Source organism: Candidatus Hydrogenedens sp. (assembly GCA_035378955.1).
Taxonomy (GTDB): Bacteria; Hydrogenedentota; Hydrogenedentia; order Hydrogenedentales; family Hydrogenedentaceae; genus Hydrogenedens.
Genome location: DAOSUS010000008.1, coordinates 1 through 20,511 on the forward strand (window position 1 = coordinate 1; position 20,511 = coordinate 20,511).

Consider the following 20,511-nt stretch of genomic DNA (forward strand, 5'->3'; position numbering starts at 1 on the left):
ATTAGGTTTGTTCTTTTTGATAACAAATATATTTTTAAACAAAACATCCAAAGATACAAATATAAATATTTATTTCCTGACTTTAATTTTATTGTTTATATTTACCTATTTTGCTTCTTTTCTACCTTTTTTCGTAAATGCAAGGGCTCGTGTTCCTATATTAGGATTGATGTTTGTTATAGGTGGATATGCTTTTTCGGAAATTCGGAATTTATTGGTAAAGAAAAAAATAATTTCCTCACTTATAAGTATTTTTGTTTTAGTCCTACTCTTCTTTATAACTCATATTGACATTATTCCCTATAAACCGGATATGTGTCGCTGGCATTACGACCGTGCCGATTCTTATCTTCGTGTAGGGCGAGTTGACGAAGCCTTACAGGAAGTACAAGCACTTATGTCTCGACCCGAACGCCCTATGACTTATATGCCATTCCGACTGGGACATGCACTTAAAAAATTAAATTATTCTGAATTAGCAATAGATTTATTACGACTTGCACTTAGTCCGGACCCTTCCGAACAACCTTCTATGTATAGAGAAGATATTTATTACCATATTGCGGCTTTATACATGAAATTAAAAAAATATGATGAAGCCATCAAAGAATTCAAAAACGCCCTATCCTTAAATCCCAAAGACCCAAGGGTTCATAATGACTTAGGTGTTATTTACAAGGAACAAAATGATTTGCCAAAAGCTGAAAATCATTATAAGTATGCTATTGAAATAGAACCTAACTTCAATCTCGCCATAGTTAATCTGGCAGAATTATATATCCAACAGAAGAAATACACTGAAGCCATTGAATTGTTGGAAAATAGCTTAAAATTACAACCTCACAATATAGAACTACTCTATAATTTAGGATTTGTTTATCACAATTCGGGACAATATGAAAAAGCACTTTTATATTATGAGCAAGTATTATCCTATGATAATAAAGAACCTAATACGCTCAATAATATTGCCATGATTTATTCAGAAAAAAATGACTGGGAAAAAGCCAAAAACTTATTAATGAAGTGTATACATAAAAACCCCTTTTTTACACTTGCATACGCAAATTTAGGAGATATTTTCTATTCAGAAAACCATACAAAAAAAGCCTTATATTACTATGATAAAGGTCTTGAAACAAATCCGGAACATATAGGACTTTGTATTGCTTTATCTTTGCTTTACACAGAGATGGGAAATCCAGAAAAAGGTATTTGGGAATTAAAAGAAGTTTTAAAAACACATTCGGAATCTATTAATTTATGGTTTACTCTTGGAAATATCTATAATAAAAGTAATCAAAACAATGAGGCTATTGATATTTATAATAAAATATTAACTATGGATACTTCGTTTATACCTGCATATAGGAAATTGATGGAAATTTATATAGATAAAGGGGATGTTAATAAATCATTGGAAATCTTTGAAAAGGCAAAACAAAACATCAAAGACCCTGAACAGATTGAATCCTTATCTTCCCTTATTTTGGAAAAACAAGGAAATACCGATAAATGAAACATTCTGATGAAATAGAGTTAAGTATTGTATTACCTTGTTTGAATGAAGAACGCACTATAGGGCAATGTATAAAAAAGATACAAGAGATTTTAGTTAAAAACCATATTAACGGTGAGATTATTGTTGCAGACAACAACTCTACGGATAACTCCTCTTTAATTGCGGAACAAGCAGGAGCAAGAGTAGTAAAAGTTACCATTCCAGGATATGGGAATGCTCTTCGAAATGGTATAAAACAAGCAAAAGGAAAATATATTATCTTTTTTGATTCTGATTTATCCTATGACCCTGAAGATATTCCGCAATTATTAGAAAAATTGCGGGGTGGGTATCCCCTTGTTCTTGGGTCTCGTAAAAAAGGAACTATTGATGACGGTTCAATGCCGTGGTTACATAGATATGTAGGCACTCCTATTATGACTTTCCTTGCGAATATTTTTTTTAAAGCAAATATATCGGATATTAATTCTGGTATGCGAGGAATGTCCCGAGAAGCGTTTGATAAATTAGATTTGCACTCGGAAGGAATGGAATTTGCTTCCGAAATGATAGCGAAAGCACACTGGACTAAAATTAAAATAACCGAGGTTCCTATTCATTTTCACTGTGATCAGAGAGGTAGACACCCCCACCTACATTCAGTCCGTGATGGATGGAGACATCTACAACTTATGTTTCATTATTGCTCTATTAATTGGTTCCTTATACCCGGTTTTTTATTATTGGGATTTTCTTATCTTGCGTTGTTTATTCTGCCTAACTATATAGATATTTATACCTCTTTTTTTATCTCTCTGTTGACAAATATTATTGCAACTCAAATTTTATTAATTGGTGTGATTGCTCAAGGCAGAGTTCGTGGTTCAAAATTCAGATATACGCCTTCAAAATATCTACTTTTTTTATCCAAAATAATTAAAGTAGAAAAAGGAATGCTTTTAGGATTGGGAATATGCTTTTTAGGTATATTTGTAATGCTTTATGCCCTTTATTATAAAACAGATATAGTGAATATAAATATTAAAAATTTTTTCTGGGGTATTCTTTGCTTTATTCAAGGGGTTCAGGTTTTGTTTAGTTCTATCCTAATAGGATTATTTGGAATTCGTGTCTCTGAAGAAGAAGAATTTTTTAGAAAGTCATAGAGTTATAATAATAATATGATACATGTTGTGTTTGTAATGCCACCATATCCTTATTCCCGTTCTATTGGGCAGGAAGAAGGAAAAAGGCAAATCGGGTTAATGCCACCATTGGGTGTGGGGTATCTTACTGCATATTTAGAACAAACGGGGAAATATCATTGCCATTTTGTTGATGCTGTTGCTGAAAGGTTATCTATTGAAGAAACTGTTTCCCGCGTTTTATCCCTCAAACCCGATGTTATTGGAATTTCATCTTTCACTACTTTCCTTCTCAATTCTTCATACCAACTTGCTCGAAAATTAAAAGAGGAATGCCCAACTATTCCATTATTAATGGGAGGTCCTCATACTACCTCCTTTGGAGAACAGGTATTAAAGGATTGTCCCTATATAGACTATGTTATACCTGGAGACGCAGAAGTTCCTCTTTTAGAGTTATTGGAAAAGATTTTCTTTGGGGGTACATATAAAAATGTAAAGGGAATTATTTATAAAAATAAAAATGATGAAATCGTGGATACAGGTTGCTCTATTCCAATAGATAATCTGGATGTTTTACCTTTTCCTTCTCGACATATCTATAACCATGAATTATATGAACCTTTGCCAAGTTTAAGTCCTAAACGACCCGCCATGTCAATGATTACGGCAAGGGGTTGTCCCTGGGCACGATGTAAATTTTGTTATCAAGGGGGGAAATATGCTTCTCCATTTCGTCGTCGGTCTCCCGAAAATGTTGTAGCAGAATTAAAAGACCTCATTGGAAAATATCGGGTCAAAAATATTGTGTTCTGGGATGATAATTTTTGTATCTATCCCGAATGGATACACAATTTTTGTTCCCTTCTAAAACAGGAAAAAGTAAAATTAGACTGGTCTGTTTTATCACGAGTAAATACAGTAACTCCGGAAATGTTAAATGAAATGGCAGAAGTAGGGTGTTATAGTATTCAATTTGGTATTGAATCCGGAAATGAAGAAATACTGAAACTTATTCGTAAAGGGCATACATTAGAACAATGTCGTGATGCAGTTCAATGGGCAAAATCTGCCGGAATGGAAACAAGGGCTTTCTTTGTTTTGGGGTTTCCTACGGAAACACCTGCAATGAGCGAAGAAACAATACGATTTGCATGTGAACTAAATATAGATTATGTTGTTTTTTTCTCTTATTATGTAGCCCCTGGAACATTACTTGCAGAAATCGCCATGAAAGAAGGACAATGCTTTGAATTTATAGGGCAACACCTACCTTCCTATCTCCCTAATACATACCCTGATTTAGATACTCTAACAAAAAAGGTGCAATCTGCATATCGAAGATATTACCTCAGACCTCAATATTTTGCCCGAACCATTGCAAGGACAATTCGTCGTCCTCATCATTTGAAGAACCAAATAAAGGCATTCAATTATTGGTTTAGGTTAACTCTAAAAAAGTGGACAAGCAATAAAAAGTAATTAATCAACCTTAAAATAAAGAATAGGCTATGAAAATTAGTAAATTTTCTACTAACTTAATCGTTGTAGGATTCCTTTTGATAATCTTTCAACATACAGGAATAACTGAAGAGATATATAACATAGAAAATCGTCGAGAAATCTTTATTGACAACAAAATAATTGATAAATTAGAAAATGTATCTTTTAAGTTATGTGAGCCTATTCCTGCGGAGAAAGTTTTATATTTTGATAAGCCATGGGAAGGTAAATTTAGTGGATATGTAACATTAATCCATGATAAAGATATTTACCGCCTTTATTATCGGGGACTACCTGTCTCAAAATCGGATGGTTCCAATGCAGAAGTTACCTGCTATGCAGAAAGTCCCGATGGTATTCATTTTACAAAACCTTCTTTAGGTCTTTTTGAAATTGCAGGAAGTCGAGATAATAATGTAGTTCTTGCAAATAACCCGCCTTTTTCACATAACTTCGCACCGTTCATAGATGAAAATCCTGATGTTCCAAAAGAGGAACGCTATAAAGCAGTGGCAGGAACTTTCGATAGTGGACTATTTGTTTTTGTTTCTGCAGATGGGCTTTACTGGCAGAAACTATCAGATAAGCCAATACTTAAAGGAAAATCATGGAAAGAATTTGCCTTCGACTCGCAAAATGTAGCATTTTGGTCTATTTCTGAACAGAAATATGTTTTGTATTTTAGAACATGGAATGGTCCAAATGATGAATATCGTTGGGTAAGTAGAACAACCAGTTCGGATTTTTTGAATTGGGAAAAACCTGTAGTAATGGACAAAGGAAATGCACCTTGGGAACATATATATACCAATCAAACAGTCCCTTATTTTAATGCTCCTCATATATATGTATCATTAGCAGCCCGATTTGTTCCGGGATGTAAGGTGCTATCCGATGAAGAAATAAAATCCATAGGAGTAGAAATTGATTATAGTCATGATTGTTCTGATGTAATTTTTATGAGTAGTCGAGGAGATAATATATATAACAGATTCTTCTTAAATGCTTTCTTTAAGCCTGAGTACCCCATTGAAAGTTGGGTATCCAGAACCAATTATCCTGTGCGGGGAATCGTTCCAGCAGGCGATTATCAAATGGCTTTTTATATTCAAAAAAATTATGCTCAGGATACCGCATATATCCAGCGATATTTGCTCAGGTTAGATGGCTTCTCCTGTCTTTCTGCCGGATATATAGAAGGTATTATCACAACCGTACCCATAATCTTTAAAGGGGATAATCTGTTTCTTAATTTTGCTACTTCTGCTGCAGGTTATATAAATATAGAAATTCAGGACATAAATGGAAATCCAATATCCGGATATGAATTTAGTAATTCTATTCCATTGAAGGGGAATCGAATTAACTTCAAAGCCTCCTGGAATAATATCAGCAATTTATCATCACTTCAAGGAATCCCTGTTCGTTTATCCTTTAAAATGAAAGATACAGATTTATATGCAATACAATTTAAGTAATAAAGGAGACAAATATGCTCAATAAAGCACCTATATTACTTCTTATTTTTTTCTTAAATCAACAATATATGGTGGGTGAACCTCCTTTTTATAAGGACAAATCTAATTTGCTTTATTATATAGGGGAAAGCGGAGAAATTTGTGAAATAAAAAGTTTAAAAGAATGGGATATAAGGAAAAATCATATACTGCAAAACATGCTCCTTGTTATGGGTTCCCTACCTAACCGTTCTCATTTACCGCCATTGGATATGCAAGTAGAAACTACGGAGGATATGGGTTCCTATTGGCGAAAAAAAATTTCATTTAACGCAGAAAACAACGACCGATTACCTGCTTACTTATTAATGCCTAAAAATATTAGCGGAAAAAGACCGGCTATTGTATGTTTACATCAAACCATAGATATCGGGAAAGCCAGTCCTGTTGGTATAGGCGATGCTAAAAACAGACATCTCGCTAAAGAACTGGCAGAAAGAGGATATATTGTTATTGCCCCGGATTACCCTGGGTTTGGTGATTATAAAATTGATGTATATTCCATGGGATATGCGAGTGCCACTGCAAAAGGTATTGGAAATCATCGTCGTTGTATTGACCTACTACAAACATTAGAAGAAGTAGACAAAGATAAAATTGCTGCTGTTGGACATTCTTTAGGTGGACACAATGCCCTCTTTTTAGGGGCTTTTGATGAACGGATTAAAGTAATGGTTACCAGTTGCGGTTTTACCCGTATGAAAAAGTATTACGGTGGCGATTTAACGGGATGGTCTCATAAAGGTTATATGCCGAGAATAAAAGAAAAATATCAATGTAATCCAGACCTACTCCCTTTTGATTTTACAGAAATTCTCGGGACTCTTGCTCCTCGTCCTGTGTTCATTAATGCTCCCCTTCACGACAATAATTTTGAAGTGTCCGGGGTAGATGATTGTGTCGAATCTGCAAAAAAAATTTATGCGCTTTACAATGTGGAAGAACATTTAAAAGTTATTCATCCTGACTGTGGACATGATTTTCCACCGGAAATACGAGAAGAAGCCTATTGTTTTTTAGATAAATATTTAGGTTGGAACACTAAATAAATTAATTGTCTCCACCTGCTAATTTTTTAGTTAGATACTCCTCAAAAAAGGATTCCACAAAAATCCCTTTATTCTTCAAATCATAATATTCCTGCAATGCTTTTTTATAGTCTTTTTCTATAAAAATATCATCGAGGAGGTATTTCCATGACTGATATAGTCCATTTTCACTTTGTATAGCAGAATAGAACCATTTCTTCGCCTCCTCCTCATTATTTTCAGATAGAGCAATCACACCTAAGGCAATTCGAGGAAGAGCAATATCAGGATTTATATCAACAATATGGTAAAGTTTTTCTTTTGTAATTTTAATATCTCCATTTATAGATGTCATAATAGCATCAAAACAAAGGTATGCTAACTCCAAATTCTTATCCAACTGAATTGCTTTCTTAAGAAAATATTCTTTATATCTCGGACTTATACTTCTCTGGCTTGTTTGGTAATACCTCAGAGATTTTGTAAGTTTTGGCACATCCCCTCTATCTTTTAGAGCATTATATAAATTTTGAAATTGCAACTTTTGTAATGGGTCATTACTTATTAATCTTTCAATTAGATACATGGCACATTCTTTATGGTCTGTTTCAACATTAGCAAGAGCAAAATCAGATATTGTGAACTTTAAAAAATCGTTCTCTAATTCTTTGCCCGTCCAACAAGAATATGTAATTTCTTCTTGAGGTAAAATTTTATATAACCGAATAGGTTCTATCCCATAGAAATCATAAGTCTCATATCGGATTTTGTTGCTATTTAACAATTGCTCTAATTCATGAGAACCAAATTCCCCAAAATAAAAAGAAACATAAACAAACCAAATCTTATCCGTAAAACAACCTGATTTTTTCTGAAACAGTTCCTGGGCAATTGAAATAAATGAATCTATATCTTCGACAAATGATATTGGTATGTTTTTATTTTTAAAGTTAAATGTAAAAACATCTTTATTTATTGCTTGATATACAAATACAGAAACCTTTTCTGTATTCAATGACTGTTGTTCTATAAAACGAGCCGTATTTCGCCAATTTGTTCTTTGAGGTCCAGGAAGAGTAATCAGTAATTGATAAAAAAATATGAGTATCAAAGAAAATATGAGAATATAATTTAATCTCCTTTTTTTATTTATCTTAATCAAATAGCCATAAAGAAAATATATTGCCAGGCTGCTATACAATGTGTATCGTGGAAAAATACATGGTCTCCATAAAATAGAAAGAATATATAAAAATATCGGGGGAACGAATGCTATCAGCAATAAAAGTATTACCTTGTTTTTTGTATCTAATTCTTCATCATTTCCTACCCTTTTGAAAATATACCTAATGGATAAAACAATCACCAGGATAGTTATTGATAACAAAAACAAATCCATAACTGGATGTATATTTATTAAATATTGGGGCAATACCTCTTTTATAATTCTTACCTGATATGTCATTCCTACAGCATCATCTGCAAACAAATCTCCGATGAATTCATATAAAGTTGGCTTTTTAAACCAGAAAGATTGTTCTTTAGAGTAATAATTTATGCTCATTACATACAAAACAGAAGGAATGCTAATTAATATTTGCAGAATAACAGGTAAATATTTTTCTTTGTTATCAATGTAAAAGATATAAAACAACCATAAAACTTCTATACCAACAATAATCACAGCAAAAGGATGTGTCCATAATAGAAGTGCATTTACTAATGTTAAGGCAATCCAATTTTTCCTATTACTATTCTCAGCACATAAAAGCAAATAGTATATAGACAAAGCGAATAAAAAAGTCAGTAAAACATACATTCGTATTCCCTGACCAAAAAAACGATGTATCGGGGATATAGCAAAAAATAATCCTGCCACCAAACCTATCTTTTCTAAATTTAATTTTCTACCTATAAGAAATAGAACAGGGATTGTTATCACACTTAACAGAATAGAAAACAAACGAAGACCTAGAATAGACGGGGATACATAATGCCAGAAAAGGTATTCGAGTACATAATAAACAGGCATGGTTGCAGGGTCATAAAGGGGATTTAAATAAATAAACTCCTTTAAAGAGTCCGAATTAATATGAACTAAACTTGAATACTCATCCCACCAAACCGACTCATCGGAAATTTTATATATACGAACCCCAAAGGCTAATAAAACAATAAGTAACCCAAAAGCAAATAGTTGTATATTATATTTTTGTTGTTCTTCTTTTCTTTCCACAGTATTGCCTTCAATCGTGATATTAAAAATAGAATTTTTATACTCACAGTTTAGCAATTGAATATTCGCAAATTCCATAGCCTTTTGTAGCACATTGAGGAAATATAGAAACGCTAATACTATTCAAGGATGGGGATAAAGATATATTAGGGATTTATCTAATGAATATTTTCCATTTGTCTTACCCCAAAAATGTTAAGATTTCACATCAAATACTTTTATCATTTCAGATAGCATGAAAATATTTTTCATAAGTATGTGCTGGTATAGTGTGCAATTTACACAAAATCCACACAAACCATTTAAATTTTCGTAATAAAGGATAATATGAAGGATAGTCTGTGAAATATTTGTTTGGAGCATTAACAATTGCCTCAAACTCTTCTCGGCTTATACCCTGTTTTCTCAAACAATGTTCAATTCTTTCTTCATCCTCAAAAAACGGAATTTCTTGTAATGCTTTTAATGCGGATTCGCGTGATATTACACCTGTTCTGACTTTTGCTGATAATTCTACAACACGCCAATCAAAGCCAAATTTCCTTCGAGCATAGTAATAAACAAGAGTAAACAGTTCATTATCTAAGTGATGTTGTCCTGTATCCTGCCAATCGAACTTTTCCTTAAGCAAGGTTTCGATTTTCTCTCCTGTATCATCATAATAATTTGTAATGTTAATTACTCGAATTCTTTTCCATAATATCCAATAAATCATATCCCAAAGTTCAACATTCTTAAAATGTTTTAATGGGATTTTACAATATCGTTCAATAATAGCCCTTGTGTATTTCCCATCAATATAATTCCACATAAGTGGGGTTACCCCTTCTTCACGGAAAGAATGGCTTAAAATAATATAACGAACATTTTCTGCAACTGCAGTCCTATATAAACTGCTTGCAATTCCTATATCATCTGTCAGGTCTATATAAGGGACGCAGGCACGGATAGTTGCATTGGTTAATTCTCGTGATTCAGGCCAATCCATAATTATGGTATGTAATTCCACATCCAATTTATCGCAAAGTTTTGCGAGATTGCTTTTGGCAATTTCTGAATCCCAACCATTATCGAAGTGGACAGCCAGAGGGCGTAAATTCATAATTTCTTTTACATAATACAAACAATAGGAAGTGTCTCTTCCTCCACTGACACCCACCACACAATCATATTTTTTCCCCCGTCCATCTCTTCTTATCTTCTCTGCTATCTTTTGTAATATCATGGCTCCTTGTTCCCCAACAGGGAACCGTTTATCTAACTTATCATGCATGTGGCAGAAATTACATACTCCTTGATTATCCAAATAAACCCCGGGAATAGATGTATCCATTACACATCGCTTACATAATATTTTATCTTCATTTTGACGAATCATACATATACTACCTCTATTTATAATCGTGATAATTCTAAATCAATAGGCTTTTTGGGGTCTCTTTTTCGAACATGCTCGGGTTTAAAATACTCTAATAGTTGTTCTTCTGTGGGATAAGTGATCAAAACAGTCCTCCGCGGACCGTAAAAAAGGAAAAAGGCTCCACATGCCACTGCAGAAACTCCCGATTGGTAATAGGCATCTGCCAAATCCTTAACAGAACCTGCCCCTCCACATGCGATTACTGGAATTTGAACATTATCTGTAATCATTTTTATTAAGTCTAAATCATACCCTTCAAGTGTGCCATCTCTATCAATGCTTGTAATCAATATTTCTCCTGCACCCTCCGCCTCTGCTCTTTTTGCTAATTCCACAGGATTCAGACCTGTCGATTTTCGTCCTCCATGTGTAAACACTTCATATTTACCATTTATTCTACGAACATCCATTGACACTACGATACACTGTCTCCCAAATTGTTCGGCTGATTTCTGCAATAAATTAGGAACCTCTACTACTGAAGTATTAAGGACTACTCTATCCGCCCCTGCATTCAGCAATTCTCTTATGGTATGAATATCGCGAATTCCACCTCCGACGGTAAACGGCATGGATGTTTCTGCCGATATTTGTTTAACAACTTCTATTTCTGGAGGGCGATTTTCAAGTGTCGCCACAATATCTAAAAGTATTAATTCATCAACATTATGTTGATTAAAAACACGAGCCGCGTTAATAGGACAACCCACATATTTCGGATTTGAAAACTGAATGGTTTTTTCCAAACCCCAATGTCGCAATAAAAGGACTGGTATTACTCTAACTTTTAGCATTTAACACCTCGTTCAAAAAATTTTGTAACAATAAAGCACCACCTATATAACTCTTTTCAGGATGAAACTGTGTTCCGTAAATGTTTTTATTTTGATATAAAGAAATAAAAGAAGTGCCGTATTCTGTTACCCCCAGATTTCCATCAATTTCTTTGAAAGGGACAAAATAAGAATGGGCAAAATAAAAATTAGGATTTTCTATCATTCCGGATAATAAAGACAATTCATCTTTATAAACCTTTACATCGTTCCAACCGATATGAGGCACTCGAATAGGGCTTTTAACTACATTTCGTATATGGCAAACATTTACGGGTATCCAACCTAATCCTTTCGACGGACCTTCTTCACTAAATTCTGTCATAATTTGAAAACCTAAACAAATACCTAAAATAGGTTTTTTTAATTCCAATACATAATAATTTAATCTTCGGATCAAACCTATCTTTGTTAGAAAATCCATAGCACTACCACAAGCACCAACCCCTGGCAAAACAATACCATCAAATACATCCAGTTCGGTTTCTTTATTAACAATTTCAATAGAAACTCCTTTTTTTGCAAAAGCCTTATATACAGAATGTATATTTCCTGCCGAGTAATCAATAATCCCAATTTTTATTTTGTTATTTTGTGTGTTTTCCGTTTTCATTAAAATTATCCTGACTTTGTGCCACCACAAAGTTATTTAAAAATAGATAATCCAATCCTGATTCTTTAAATGTTTGTAATGCTTCTTCTGGAGTTCGAACAATAGGCGATTCATGCATGTTAAAACTTGTATTCAGCACTACACTGGTTCCTGATAAATTCTTGTAATGCTTCAATATTTCGTAAAAAGTCGGATTATTTTCTTTTTTTACAATTTGGGCTCGTGTTGTTCCATCTATATGAACGACCGCCTCATGTTGTTCTTTCATTTTTGGGGTACTTCGAAAACAGCATGTCATAAATTCACCTGCATGCATTGCCTTTTCATATCCTACCAAAAATTGTTCCGTATCCTCATCTAAAAGAGCAGGAGCAAAAGGCATAAAATCACTTCGTCTTAACATAGCATTTAATTTTTCCGTTATATTCCGCATTGTTGAATCACATAAAATAGAACGATTTCCCAAAGCACGCGGTCCCCATTCCATTTTATCATAAAATCGTGCGATAATTTTTTTATGGTAAATACATTCTGCTATAAACGAAAATATTTGCTGACTATCAAGTTCCTTAAATGGAAGACCCAATTTAACTATTGCTGTTTTAATATCTTCATTACTAAAGTAATCTCCCCAAAATGCGTGAGGAAGTGATTTGGGATAGAATTGATATTGCGAACATATCGCTCCTAAACTCAATCCTCCATCTCCCATATTGGGATATACAAATAATTCTTCGACTTCTTGCAACTCATGTATTCTTTGATTTAGCAACACATTAGCAAATACCCCCCCTGCAACCGCTACTTTTTTAAGTCCTGTTTTATTTAGCCAATATCGGATTAAAGAGCAAATTGTCTGTTCTAAAATATTTTGGGACCATGCACATAAATCCTCTCGTGAATATTTATTTAATAAATGCAAAAGCCATTCTCTTAACTTTTTACCATAAGGGCCTTTATACGAAAGGAAATCCTCGTTCCATGAAAAAGGGTTTTCATCTTCAATTTTGTTTGCATCTCCATGGGCGGAAAGTCCTGTAAGTTTTCCTTCATCTCTACATGGGACAAAGCCTAACACTTCTGTCAGATTTTCAAAAAACAAACCAAAAGAACTTTTTGCAGAGGATTTCCATAATCTCGTTACTGTATTTTCTTTTCCTTTAGAAATAGTCAAGGATAAACCGTCTCCCATTCCATCGGCAGTAACAATAAGGGCTTCATTATAACCTGAACAGAAATAACTTCCCCATGCATGGGCCTCGTGATGTTCAATAAAATGAATAGGGATATTAGCAGGAAGAAACGGTAAGCGTTTGCGAATTATTTTTCTTAAAACGATAGATAGATTTTTTTTCATCCCGTCTGAAGGATTGATATAGCTGATAGGATTATAGGAAACCGCCCATTCTGTAATGTTATTCCAGTAGGTCTCACTATTTTGATTTTTCTCTCTTCTGGAAAGAAATGCTTTTTTTTGCAAGTTAGGGAATAAACGGAAAAAAGGGAATGGGGTTACAAAACCTGAAACACATACTCCCTCTATGTCTTTCCATGTTAAACCTGTTTGCTTCAAAGCATTTTCCAGAGATAAGTATGGAAATCCTCCCTCATTTTTTCGTCGAGTGTATCGTTCCTCATTGGACATAAATAATATTTGGTCATCATTGCAAATAGTAACACCTGCATCGAAAAAATCTTCACTAATTCCAAGTATTATCATGAACAATCATTCCTTTGAAATAAAAACAATTTATATCCAGAGAGCATTCCAGATTGCTGAAGGATTTAAATTCCATATTAGAGCAAGTTCCACTATCGGTGCACACCAACAAGTGGCACAACCTGTGGGTACAGTTAAATGAGTTATTAAGTTTTCAAAATCTTTTCCATTATCTTTATCTTTTTTCTGTTTATACAATTCTCGGGTTCCAAACAAATGACAAGAAAGTATGGTTCCATCTGGCTCAATTGTATATGTTAACCTACCAGCACAGCACCATATTTTTGTTGGATGAGGCCAGTTACTTAAATACTTTAAGCCTGCAAATGAATTACGGACAGGTGCCCCTTCTTTTTTCTTTCTTATTATATCCTGCATCGCATTATAATACGCTTCTTTATCAGGAGCAATAGGATTGGGTTTTAGCGATGAATCCAGATGTAATGTTGCAGGCTGAAACATTACCTTTGTATGTTCTTCCTGAGCCTTCTGTAAAACAAAATCTATTGTATTTATGTTTAGTTTGGAAATTACACATAAAAAAGAGGTGGATATATTTTTCATCTTGCAATATTGCACTACTTCAAATAAACGCTTATAAGTACCCTTTCCCCGTATTTCATCATGTATTTCTTCAGGACCATCAAAACTCAAGTTAATATGGTCTATATACTTTTCAATCCCATCATATTTTTCTATATTAACACCCGTTGAACTTAAAAAAACATTTAATCCCAGTGATTTTGCATGTTCCAGAATTTTCATTATATCCTTTTTAATTAAAGGTTCTCCTCCACCAAATGTAATCCATCTCACCCCTGTTTTATATAAAATCGCCAATCGTTCTAATATTTCATTTGTATCCAATTCATTCACAGATACTTCTCTTGAACCACAATAAAGGCATTGATAGGGGCAACGAAAAGTTATATTCCATTCCACAAATAATGGCGAATTTACTCCTAAAACCTTTGTTTTTATCCATGATTTTAATATGGTAGGAATATTTTTTATTTTATTCATTGAATACTACTTCCCAAATCAATCTTTTTATACAATTTTAATCGGATTAATGCTACCCAACCAACAGGAATCCATATCCAGAATGTAAGTATACGAAACAGTCCTATAACAAGGATTATTTCTGGTAATTGAACCTGTAGCCAGTGTAGGGAAATACTCATTGTCGTTTCAACAATTCCAATCCCTCCCGGAATACCACTACATATCGCAAGTAGCAGATTCCCCAAAACAGTAATTTCTGCTTGACTTAAATAGATTCCCGATTCCTTTCCTCCTAATAATAAATAAAAGATAAAACCATTAATAGTCCAACCTATTGAACAAGCTACACAAAATACCATAAGAAATAAAGGGCGAATTAAATCTTCTGATATCCATATTTTAAATTTCGTTAGCCAGGGTTTAAATACTCTAAGCATCCATGGAAACATAATTAATAATAATAACGAAAGAATTATTGGCAATAACAAAGTATTCGCATAAAATCCCAAAGATATAATTGTTACTACAAACGCTCCTTCAAAAACACATAATAAAAATAAAAATTCTAAAGACATTGCTTTTGAAAGGGGAATATCTGTTGTTTTTGTAATTACATAACCTCTTAATGCCCGCCCCAACTGTGCTGGCAATACAATGCCTGCTCCCGCACTAAGGTAAATCCAAACAGATTTTATTACAGGAACATTTGCAGAATATTTCTTAAGCATACATCTCCACAAATAGTAATCCAATATCCAATCTAATAATCGTAAAATACATGCAAATAAGAATAATCCCCACCTATTTATGATTAAATTCTTTATATCTGTCAGATTCTCTTCTCTTATCTGATAGATTCCAAAACAGGTTATTATAATCAGAAGAATAAAACCAAATATATGAAGTAAATTTAATATTTTGTCTTTATTTTTTATAAAATTAAACATTGCTTAAATTATCTTTAATTAGGATTGTATATGATACCACGAAGATGGATACATATTTTACCCTCTGAATATAACGAAGTTCTAAATCCTTCCCACCCATTACTATCGAATTACAATATTGTTTCTCAATGGGAAAAAGAGTTTGGTAATTTCATAGGTTCTCCCAATACGGTTGCACTTCCCTCCGGAAGAATTGGACTTAAACTTATTTTACAATATTTGAACCTTCAAGAAAATGATGAAGTAATTATTCCAGCCCTAACATTGAAGGCATTGGTAAGTATTATCAAATCATTAGGTCTTAAACCCGTTTGTGCCGACATAGACCCTAAAACATTAAACATAGACCCCGAATCGGTACGCAATTTAATTACACCTCGAACCAAAGCCATTATCGCATTACATACCTTTGGCAACCCCTGCCTAATTGAAGAAATATGTAAAATAGGACAGGAAAACAATATCCCTGTTATAGAAGATGCTGCTCATGCATGTGGCGCTAAAATACAAAATAAATTCGTAGGAACATTTGGATATGCGGGCTTTTTTAGTTTTGATATATCTAAACCTATAAATACATACGGTGGGGGAATGCTTGTTAGTGAAGACTTATCACTAATTGATTTCGTAAGAGAATATAATAAAAAACTAATTTTAGACACAACTGAAATAACCAAAAAAGCAAAGTCTATTAAGTTAGAACAGGCACTATATAAATTAAAACTTATGTATCCCATTCTCTTTTTAAGACTGTTCCGATTTTTCTTCAAGTCTCTGGAATTTGTATACCGTAAAATTCAAAGTGTTCCCCCTGAAAATATCCAATTTACACCTTTACAAGCAAGTATAGGTATAGAAAAGTTATCTTTACTAAATTCAAGAATAGCGCAAAGAAATGAAGTAGCACAATTATACCGCAAATTATTATCCGATAAAATTGATATTCCTTATGTAACTTCTGAATGTATACCTTCTTATTACATGTTTGTTGTTATTCTTCCTAAAAAATCTCATAACATCTGTAGATCTCTCCTTTTCCATGGAATAGATACCGCATTTAAAGAAGAGGTTATAGATGATGTGTCCCTATTAGTTGAAAAATCACATTGTCCAAATGCGAATGGAGTTTATCCCTATTTACTTGCGTTACCTTTCTATGATGTTATTTCAAAAGATACCATTGAATATATATGTAATTGCCTGAACGAACTTGTAGAATAAGTAAAAACTGTTAATCTGAAAATCCCATTTGTTTAAGCCTTTGTTTTACATCCTCGTTTTGAGGATTGAGTTCTATAACTTCTGAAAATATCTTCTTTTCATTATCCTTATCACTTAATTTTATATATGTTTCCCCTAATTCTATTAATACCTCTGTAATTATCTCTTTTGGAGCCTCTTTTTCTTTTAGTTCTTTAATAGCCTTTTGATAAAGTTGTATTGCCTGTTGATAATCACCTATCTCTTTTTTAAATCCAGCATAGATTGCCCAACCTTCACCATCACTGGGATAAATTTCTAATGCGGTCTTGTAAGCCTTTTCGGCTTCTTCATATCTTTTCTGCTTTCTATATAAGTTCCCTAAATTTCTCCACGCAAGAGGAAATCTATATTCTAAATTTACCGCCTCTTTTAAATGTTTTTCTGCTAAATCATATCTGTTAACCTGAAACGCATAAAAGCCTAATGTATTATGAAGATTATGGTCCTGAGGTTGTTTCTCTAATGCCTTTTCAAAATATGGAATAACTTTTTCTAATTCACCTTTTGCATAAAAAGCTTCAGCAATATTATAGAGAGCATTTATCAGGTCGGGTTTTATAGACAAGGATTTTTGATAAAGTTCTATTGCTTTGTCAACATCCCCCGACAAAAAAGCATGATACCCTAAATTGTTATATGCCAGTGGATTTTTGTCATCTATTTCCAACGCTTTGTTATACATATCTTCCGCTTCTTTTGATTTTCCCATTCGGTCGTATAAAACCCCCAGGTCATAAGGGATATAAGAATTATTGGGGCTATTTACCATCGCCTTTTGATACAACTCTATTGCCTGCTCAGTATTCCCTTTCTTTTCTGCCAACTGAGCCAGATTATAGTATGCCAATTCATCATTAGGTCTTATTTTTAATGCTTCATAAAATTTATTTTCCGCCTCGTCCCATTTGTTTAACTTAACTAATAAACTCCCCCAATTATTTAATACTAATGTAAAATCAGGAACAACTTCTAATGCTTTTTTAAAGTGTTCTATGGCGTCTTCTGGTTTATCTTCCTGTATTAAGATAGCCAATTCTCGATGTGCCCGTGCATCTTTGGGGTTCATTTCTATTGCTTTTTCAAAATAAGAAATCGCTTCTTCTTTTTTCCCCATTCTCGACAATACCTGCGCTATCATATAATAAACATTTTGAGAATTCGGGTCAATATTTAACGCCAACTTCAACTTTTCTAACGATTTTTCATATTCTCCCCTATTGGCATAAATAGCACCCATTTTGGCAATCACATAACAAAATTGGGGATAGGCTTCTAATGCTTTTTCATAGCAGGTAATCGCTTGTTCGTAGTCCTTCTTCAATTCCATAATCTCCCCTAATTCATTCCATGCCCGAGCATCTCGAATATTTAATTCTATCGCCCTTCGAAAATAATTCTCTGCTTCATCTATTCTTTCCTGTTTCTTTAAGACACACCCTAAAAGATAAACACTATCTTGATACTCCGAATTTAGTTCAATGGCCTTTTTAAAGTTATTTTCAGCCTCTGTCAAATTATCTTTGGCAAAAAGAATTCTTCCTAATTGTTCATAAGCATAGGCAAAATCAGGTCTGACGGACACTGCTTGCCGATAATATTTCTCTGCTGTGTCCCATTCCCCTTCATCTGCATGAATGTTCCCCAACTCACAAAGTGCTCTTGCATCCTTAGGATTTAACTCTACCGCTTTTAACAAAGTATCTCGTGCTTCTTCAATTCGACCCAAATTTTTCAACTCTCGACCTATAAGAAAGTATACATCCTGATAGGAAGGGTCTGTTTCTAATGCCTTCTGGTAAAAAGCCAAGGCATCTTCTGACCGTCCTTGTGATGAAAGTATTCTGCCATATTTATCCAGGACATAAGTAAAATCAGGAACGATTTGTAAAGCCTTCTCATAATGAGAAAGGGCTTCCTTCCAATTTCCCTGATGTTCTAAAATTTCTCCTATTTCATTGTGAGAACGGGCATCATTCGGATTTAATTCAAGAGATTTTTTAAAATATTTTTCCGCATTTACTTCATCTTTCAAGGCAAGATAGGTTTTTCCAAGATAATAAAACATATCCTGATAACTCGGGTCTAATCGGATACCTTTTTCAAATTGTTCTTTTGCTTCTTTAAAGTAACCCGATTTAAATAAATCTTTACCTAAACGATGGTGCATATAGGGCAAACTTTTAGGCATGTAAAGAAGGGTTTGTGCTTCTTCCAGAGCCTTTTGAACTTCACCCCTCCTTAAATACGAATCTGCTCGTTGATAATGCCATCGTGCTAAATCAGGCTCAAAGGGAACCCATCGGACAGAAATTAAAATAAAACTTATAAGGAGAATTGACAACCAACGAGTTAAGGATAAAGCATTTTTATTTTTAATGCACAACCCTAAGAAATAAATAAAGTTAGCACCTATTAAAAAGAATAGGGGAAGAACAGGAACTCTTGCTCTCCCGTTCACAAAAAACATTAAGAAACTACCTAAATAGGTAATAATGAATAAATAAATTAATAACAGCAATTCAACGGAATAAGAACCACTCGAACAAAAAAGAAGATTAGAAATACTTTCTTTGTTCAACCCAGATCTCATATTAAAAAGAAGGAGAAGGGTCCCTGCAATAAAAAGTCCTCCCGCCCATGGAAAAGTAGGGAGATATTTCAACGGAGGGTAATGCTTTATCTCATAATACACAACTTTATTACAAGTAATTTCGATAGGGCACCAGAGAAGAATTGCTTTTTTTAATACCTGTATAATCGTTTCCTTAGGATGTGTTTTAATATATTCTATTGCTTTTTGTGTAAATATTTTCGAAGCATCTGCATGTTTCAAATTTTTTATCCCCAATTCTCTACCTAATCCTTTCACCACATTCACATAATCACGGGCTGTCCAGTTCCCGGTTCCTTCTAATTTCTGCAAATATTGGTTCCATGGCGTTGTCCCATCGGATTCCGGGTTATTACCTATAAAAAGATTTTCACCAAAATATGTAGAAATAAGGACCCATTCTCCTGAAGCAATATAGTTGCGGAGAGTAATCGGTATAATGGGAACAAAAGTAAAAATAAAAAGAACAATCCATGATGGAATAAACAAAAAATATTTTTTTTTCTTAAATGTAATCCATGCCATCCATAAGGCTATAAAAGGTCCAAAAGATAATATATTGGGTCTCATACTTGCATAAGCACCAATGGATAACCCTAAAGGAATACACCAATACCATTTTTTATGAATACTCCAACGATATAGTATATAAAAAATAAGAACAACCAAAAAGACGAATAAGGCAGGGTCATTTACTTCTCCTTCCCAGTAGATAAAAACACTATATGTAGCAACTAAAAAACTAAAAATGAGCCCCACAACTTCATTAAATATAGCCCTCCCTAAATAAAATGACAAAAGGACCGTTAATATACCTGCTATGGCATTAACAATACGAGGAGTTAGATAACTATCGGAAATAAAACGATAAAGGAAACTTAAAAAATACCCATGACCCGGTGGACGAAAAAAAGGAGTCGTTCGCATTTCTGGGTCGGTTACACCTTCAGGAACACTCCAATCCCCCGTTACTATAGCACGAGCAAAATAATCCTGTACTTCCGGGTCCTGTTGAAGGGCTGAATAATCAGGAGCGTATTTATATACTTCATAAAGATACCAAACTCTTAAAATTGTTGCGATGAGAAGGATAAGGAATAAAACAAACCTGACTTTATTTTCCTTCACACACTTTTCCTTATATATCTATCTGAGCAAGATAACTAAAT

14 protein-coding genes are annotated in these 20,511 nt (G+C 33.7%); 6 read left to right on the top strand and 8 right to left on the bottom strand.

All coding sequences use genetic code 11. The annotated features are described in order from the left end of the window. The 5 genes from PLA12_03095 to PLA12_03115 form a co-directional block, all read left to right on the top strand. Positions 1-1,519, top strand: a 1,519-nt coding sequence (locus tag PLA12_03095) for a tetratricopeptide repeat protein (GenBank protein ID HOQ31478.1), incomplete at its 5' end; no start/stop codon positions are given. Further along, positions 1,516-2,667, top strand: a complete 1,152-nt coding sequence (locus tag PLA12_03100; GenBank protein HOQ31479.1) for a glycosyltransferase family 2 protein — start codon at positions 1,516-1,518, stop codon at positions 2,665-2,667. The genes PLA12_03095 and PLA12_03100, both read left to right, overlap by 4 nt. 15 nt (positions 2,668-2,682) lie before the next feature. Continuing rightward, positions 2,683-4,128, top strand: a complete 1,446-nt coding sequence (locus PLA12_03105; protein HOQ31480.1) for a radical SAM protein — start codon at positions 2,683-2,685, stop codon at positions 4,126-4,128. 29 nt (positions 4,129-4,157) lie between these two features. Then, positions 4,158-5,627 (top strand): hypothetical protein, encoded by a 1,470-nt coding sequence (locus tag PLA12_03110; GenBank protein HOQ31481.1) that lies wholly within the window; start codon positions 4,158-4,160, stop codon positions 5,625-5,627. 14 nt (positions 5,628-5,641) lie between these two features. Then, positions 5,642-6,715, top strand: coding sequence for an alpha/beta fold hydrolase (locus tag PLA12_03115; GenBank protein HOQ31482.1), 1,074 nt, complete (start codon positions 5,642-5,644; stop codon positions 6,713-6,715). A 1-nt stretch (position 6,716) separates the two neighbouring features. Here PLA12_03115 and PLA12_03120 read toward each other — a convergent pair whose 3' ends face one another. From PLA12_03120 to PLA12_03150, 7 genes are all read right to left on the bottom strand, one after another. After that, a complete protein-coding gene (locus PLA12_03120; protein ID HOQ31483.1) occupies positions 6,717-9,008 on the bottom strand; it encodes a glycosyltransferase family 39 protein in 2,292 nt (763 codons plus the stop codon). 148 nt (positions 9,009-9,156) lie between these two features. Beyond that, positions 9,157-10,308: an N-acetyl sugar amidotransferase gene (locus PLA12_03125; GenBank protein HOQ31484.1), complete on the bottom strand. Its 1,152-nt coding sequence runs from the start codon at positions 10,306-10,308 to the stop codon at positions 9,157-9,159. A gap of 17 nt (positions 10,309-10,325) precedes the next feature. Beyond that, a complete protein-coding gene (locus PLA12_03130) occupies positions 10,326-11,144 on the bottom strand; it encodes an AglZ/HisF2 family acetamidino modification protein (GenBank protein HOQ31485.1) in 819 nt (272 codons plus the stop codon). Beyond that, positions 11,131-11,796 (bottom strand): imidazole glycerol phosphate synthase subunit HisH, encoded by a 666-nt coding sequence (gene hisH, locus PLA12_03135; protein HOQ31486.1) that lies wholly within the window; start codon positions 11,794-11,796, stop codon positions 11,131-11,133. Before hisH ends, PLA12_03130 begins: the two co-directional genes overlap by 14 nt. Then, the gene (locus PLA12_03140; protein HOQ31487.1) at positions 11,771-13,516 is read right to left on the bottom strand and encodes a carbamoyltransferase C-terminal domain-containing protein; all 1,746 of its coding nucleotides are present in this window, start codon (positions 13,514-13,516) and stop codon (positions 11,771-11,773) included. The genes hisH and PLA12_03140 overlap by 26 nt, the downstream gene beginning before the upstream one ends. Before the next feature lie 30 nt (positions 13,517-13,546). Continuing rightward, positions 13,547-14,539, bottom strand: coding sequence for a radical SAM protein (locus PLA12_03145; protein ID HOQ31488.1), 993 nt, complete (start codon positions 14,537-14,539; stop codon positions 13,547-13,549). Next, complete coding sequence (locus PLA12_03150; GenBank protein HOQ31489.1) at positions 14,536-15,468, bottom strand: lysylphosphatidylglycerol synthase transmembrane domain-containing protein; 933 nt, start codon at positions 15,466-15,468, stop codon at positions 14,536-14,538. The genes PLA12_03145 and PLA12_03150 overlap by 4 nt, the downstream gene beginning before the upstream one ends. Positions 15,469-15,498: 30 nt before the next feature. On the opposite strand from PLA12_03150, the gene PLA12_03155 reads away from it, so the two are divergent. Next, positions 15,499-16,689, top strand: a complete 1,191-nt coding sequence (locus PLA12_03155; protein ID HOQ31490.1) for a DegT/DnrJ/EryC1/StrS family aminotransferase — start codon at positions 15,499-15,501, stop codon at positions 16,687-16,689. A 10-nt stretch (positions 16,690-16,699) separates the two neighbouring features. On the opposite strand, the gene PLA12_03160 is transcribed toward PLA12_03155, so the two are convergent. Next, on the bottom strand, positions 16,700-20,470 hold the full coding sequence (locus PLA12_03160) for a tetratricopeptide repeat protein (protein ID HOQ31491.1): 3,771 nt from the start codon (positions 20,468-20,470) through the stop codon (positions 16,700-16,702). Positions 20,471-20,511 lie beyond the last annotated feature (41 nt).

Bases quoted from the DNA above. Each gene is read 5' to 3' on its own strand.
- PLA12_03100 (HOQ31479.1), top strand. From the start codon at position 1,516: ATGAAACATTCTGATGAAATAGAGTTAAGTATTGTATTACCTTGTTTG.
- PLA12_03105 (HOQ31480.1), top strand. From the start codon at position 2,683: ATGATACATGTTGTGTTTGTAATGCCACCATATCCTTATTCCCGTTCT.
- PLA12_03110 (HOQ31481.1), top strand. From the start codon at position 4,158: ATGAAAATTAGTAAATTTTCTACTAACTTAATCGTTGTAGGATTCCTT.
- PLA12_03115 (HOQ31482.1), top strand. From the start codon at position 5,642: ATGCTCAATAAAGCACCTATATTACTTCTTATTTTTTTCTTAAATCAA.
- PLA12_03120 (HOQ31483.1), bottom strand. From the start codon at position 9,008: ATGGAATTTGCGAATATTCAATTGCTAAACTGTGAGTATAAAAATTCT.
- PLA12_03125 (HOQ31484.1), bottom strand. From the start codon at position 10,308: ATGATTCGTCAAAATGAAGATAAAATATTATGTAAGCGATGTGTAATG.
- PLA12_03130 (HOQ31485.1), bottom strand. From the start codon at position 11,144: ATGCTAAAAGTTAGAGTAATACCAGTCCTTTTATTGCGACATTGGGGT.
- hisH (HOQ31486.1), bottom strand. From the start codon at position 11,796: ATGAAAACGGAAAACACACAAAATAACAAAATAAAAATTGGGATTATT.
- PLA12_03140 (HOQ31487.1), bottom strand. From the start codon at position 13,516: ATGATAATACTTGGAATTAGTGAAGATTTTTTCGATGCAGGTGTTACT.
- PLA12_03145 (HOQ31488.1), bottom strand. From the start codon at position 14,539: ATGAATAAAATAAAAAATATTCCTACCATATTAAAATCATGGATAAAA.
- PLA12_03150 (HOQ31489.1), bottom strand. From the start codon at position 15,468: ATGTTTAATTTTATAAAAAATAAAGACAAAATATTAAATTTACTTCAT.
- PLA12_03155 (HOQ31490.1), top strand. From the start codon at position 15,499: ATGATACCACGAAGATGGATACATATTTTACCCTCTGAATATAACGAA.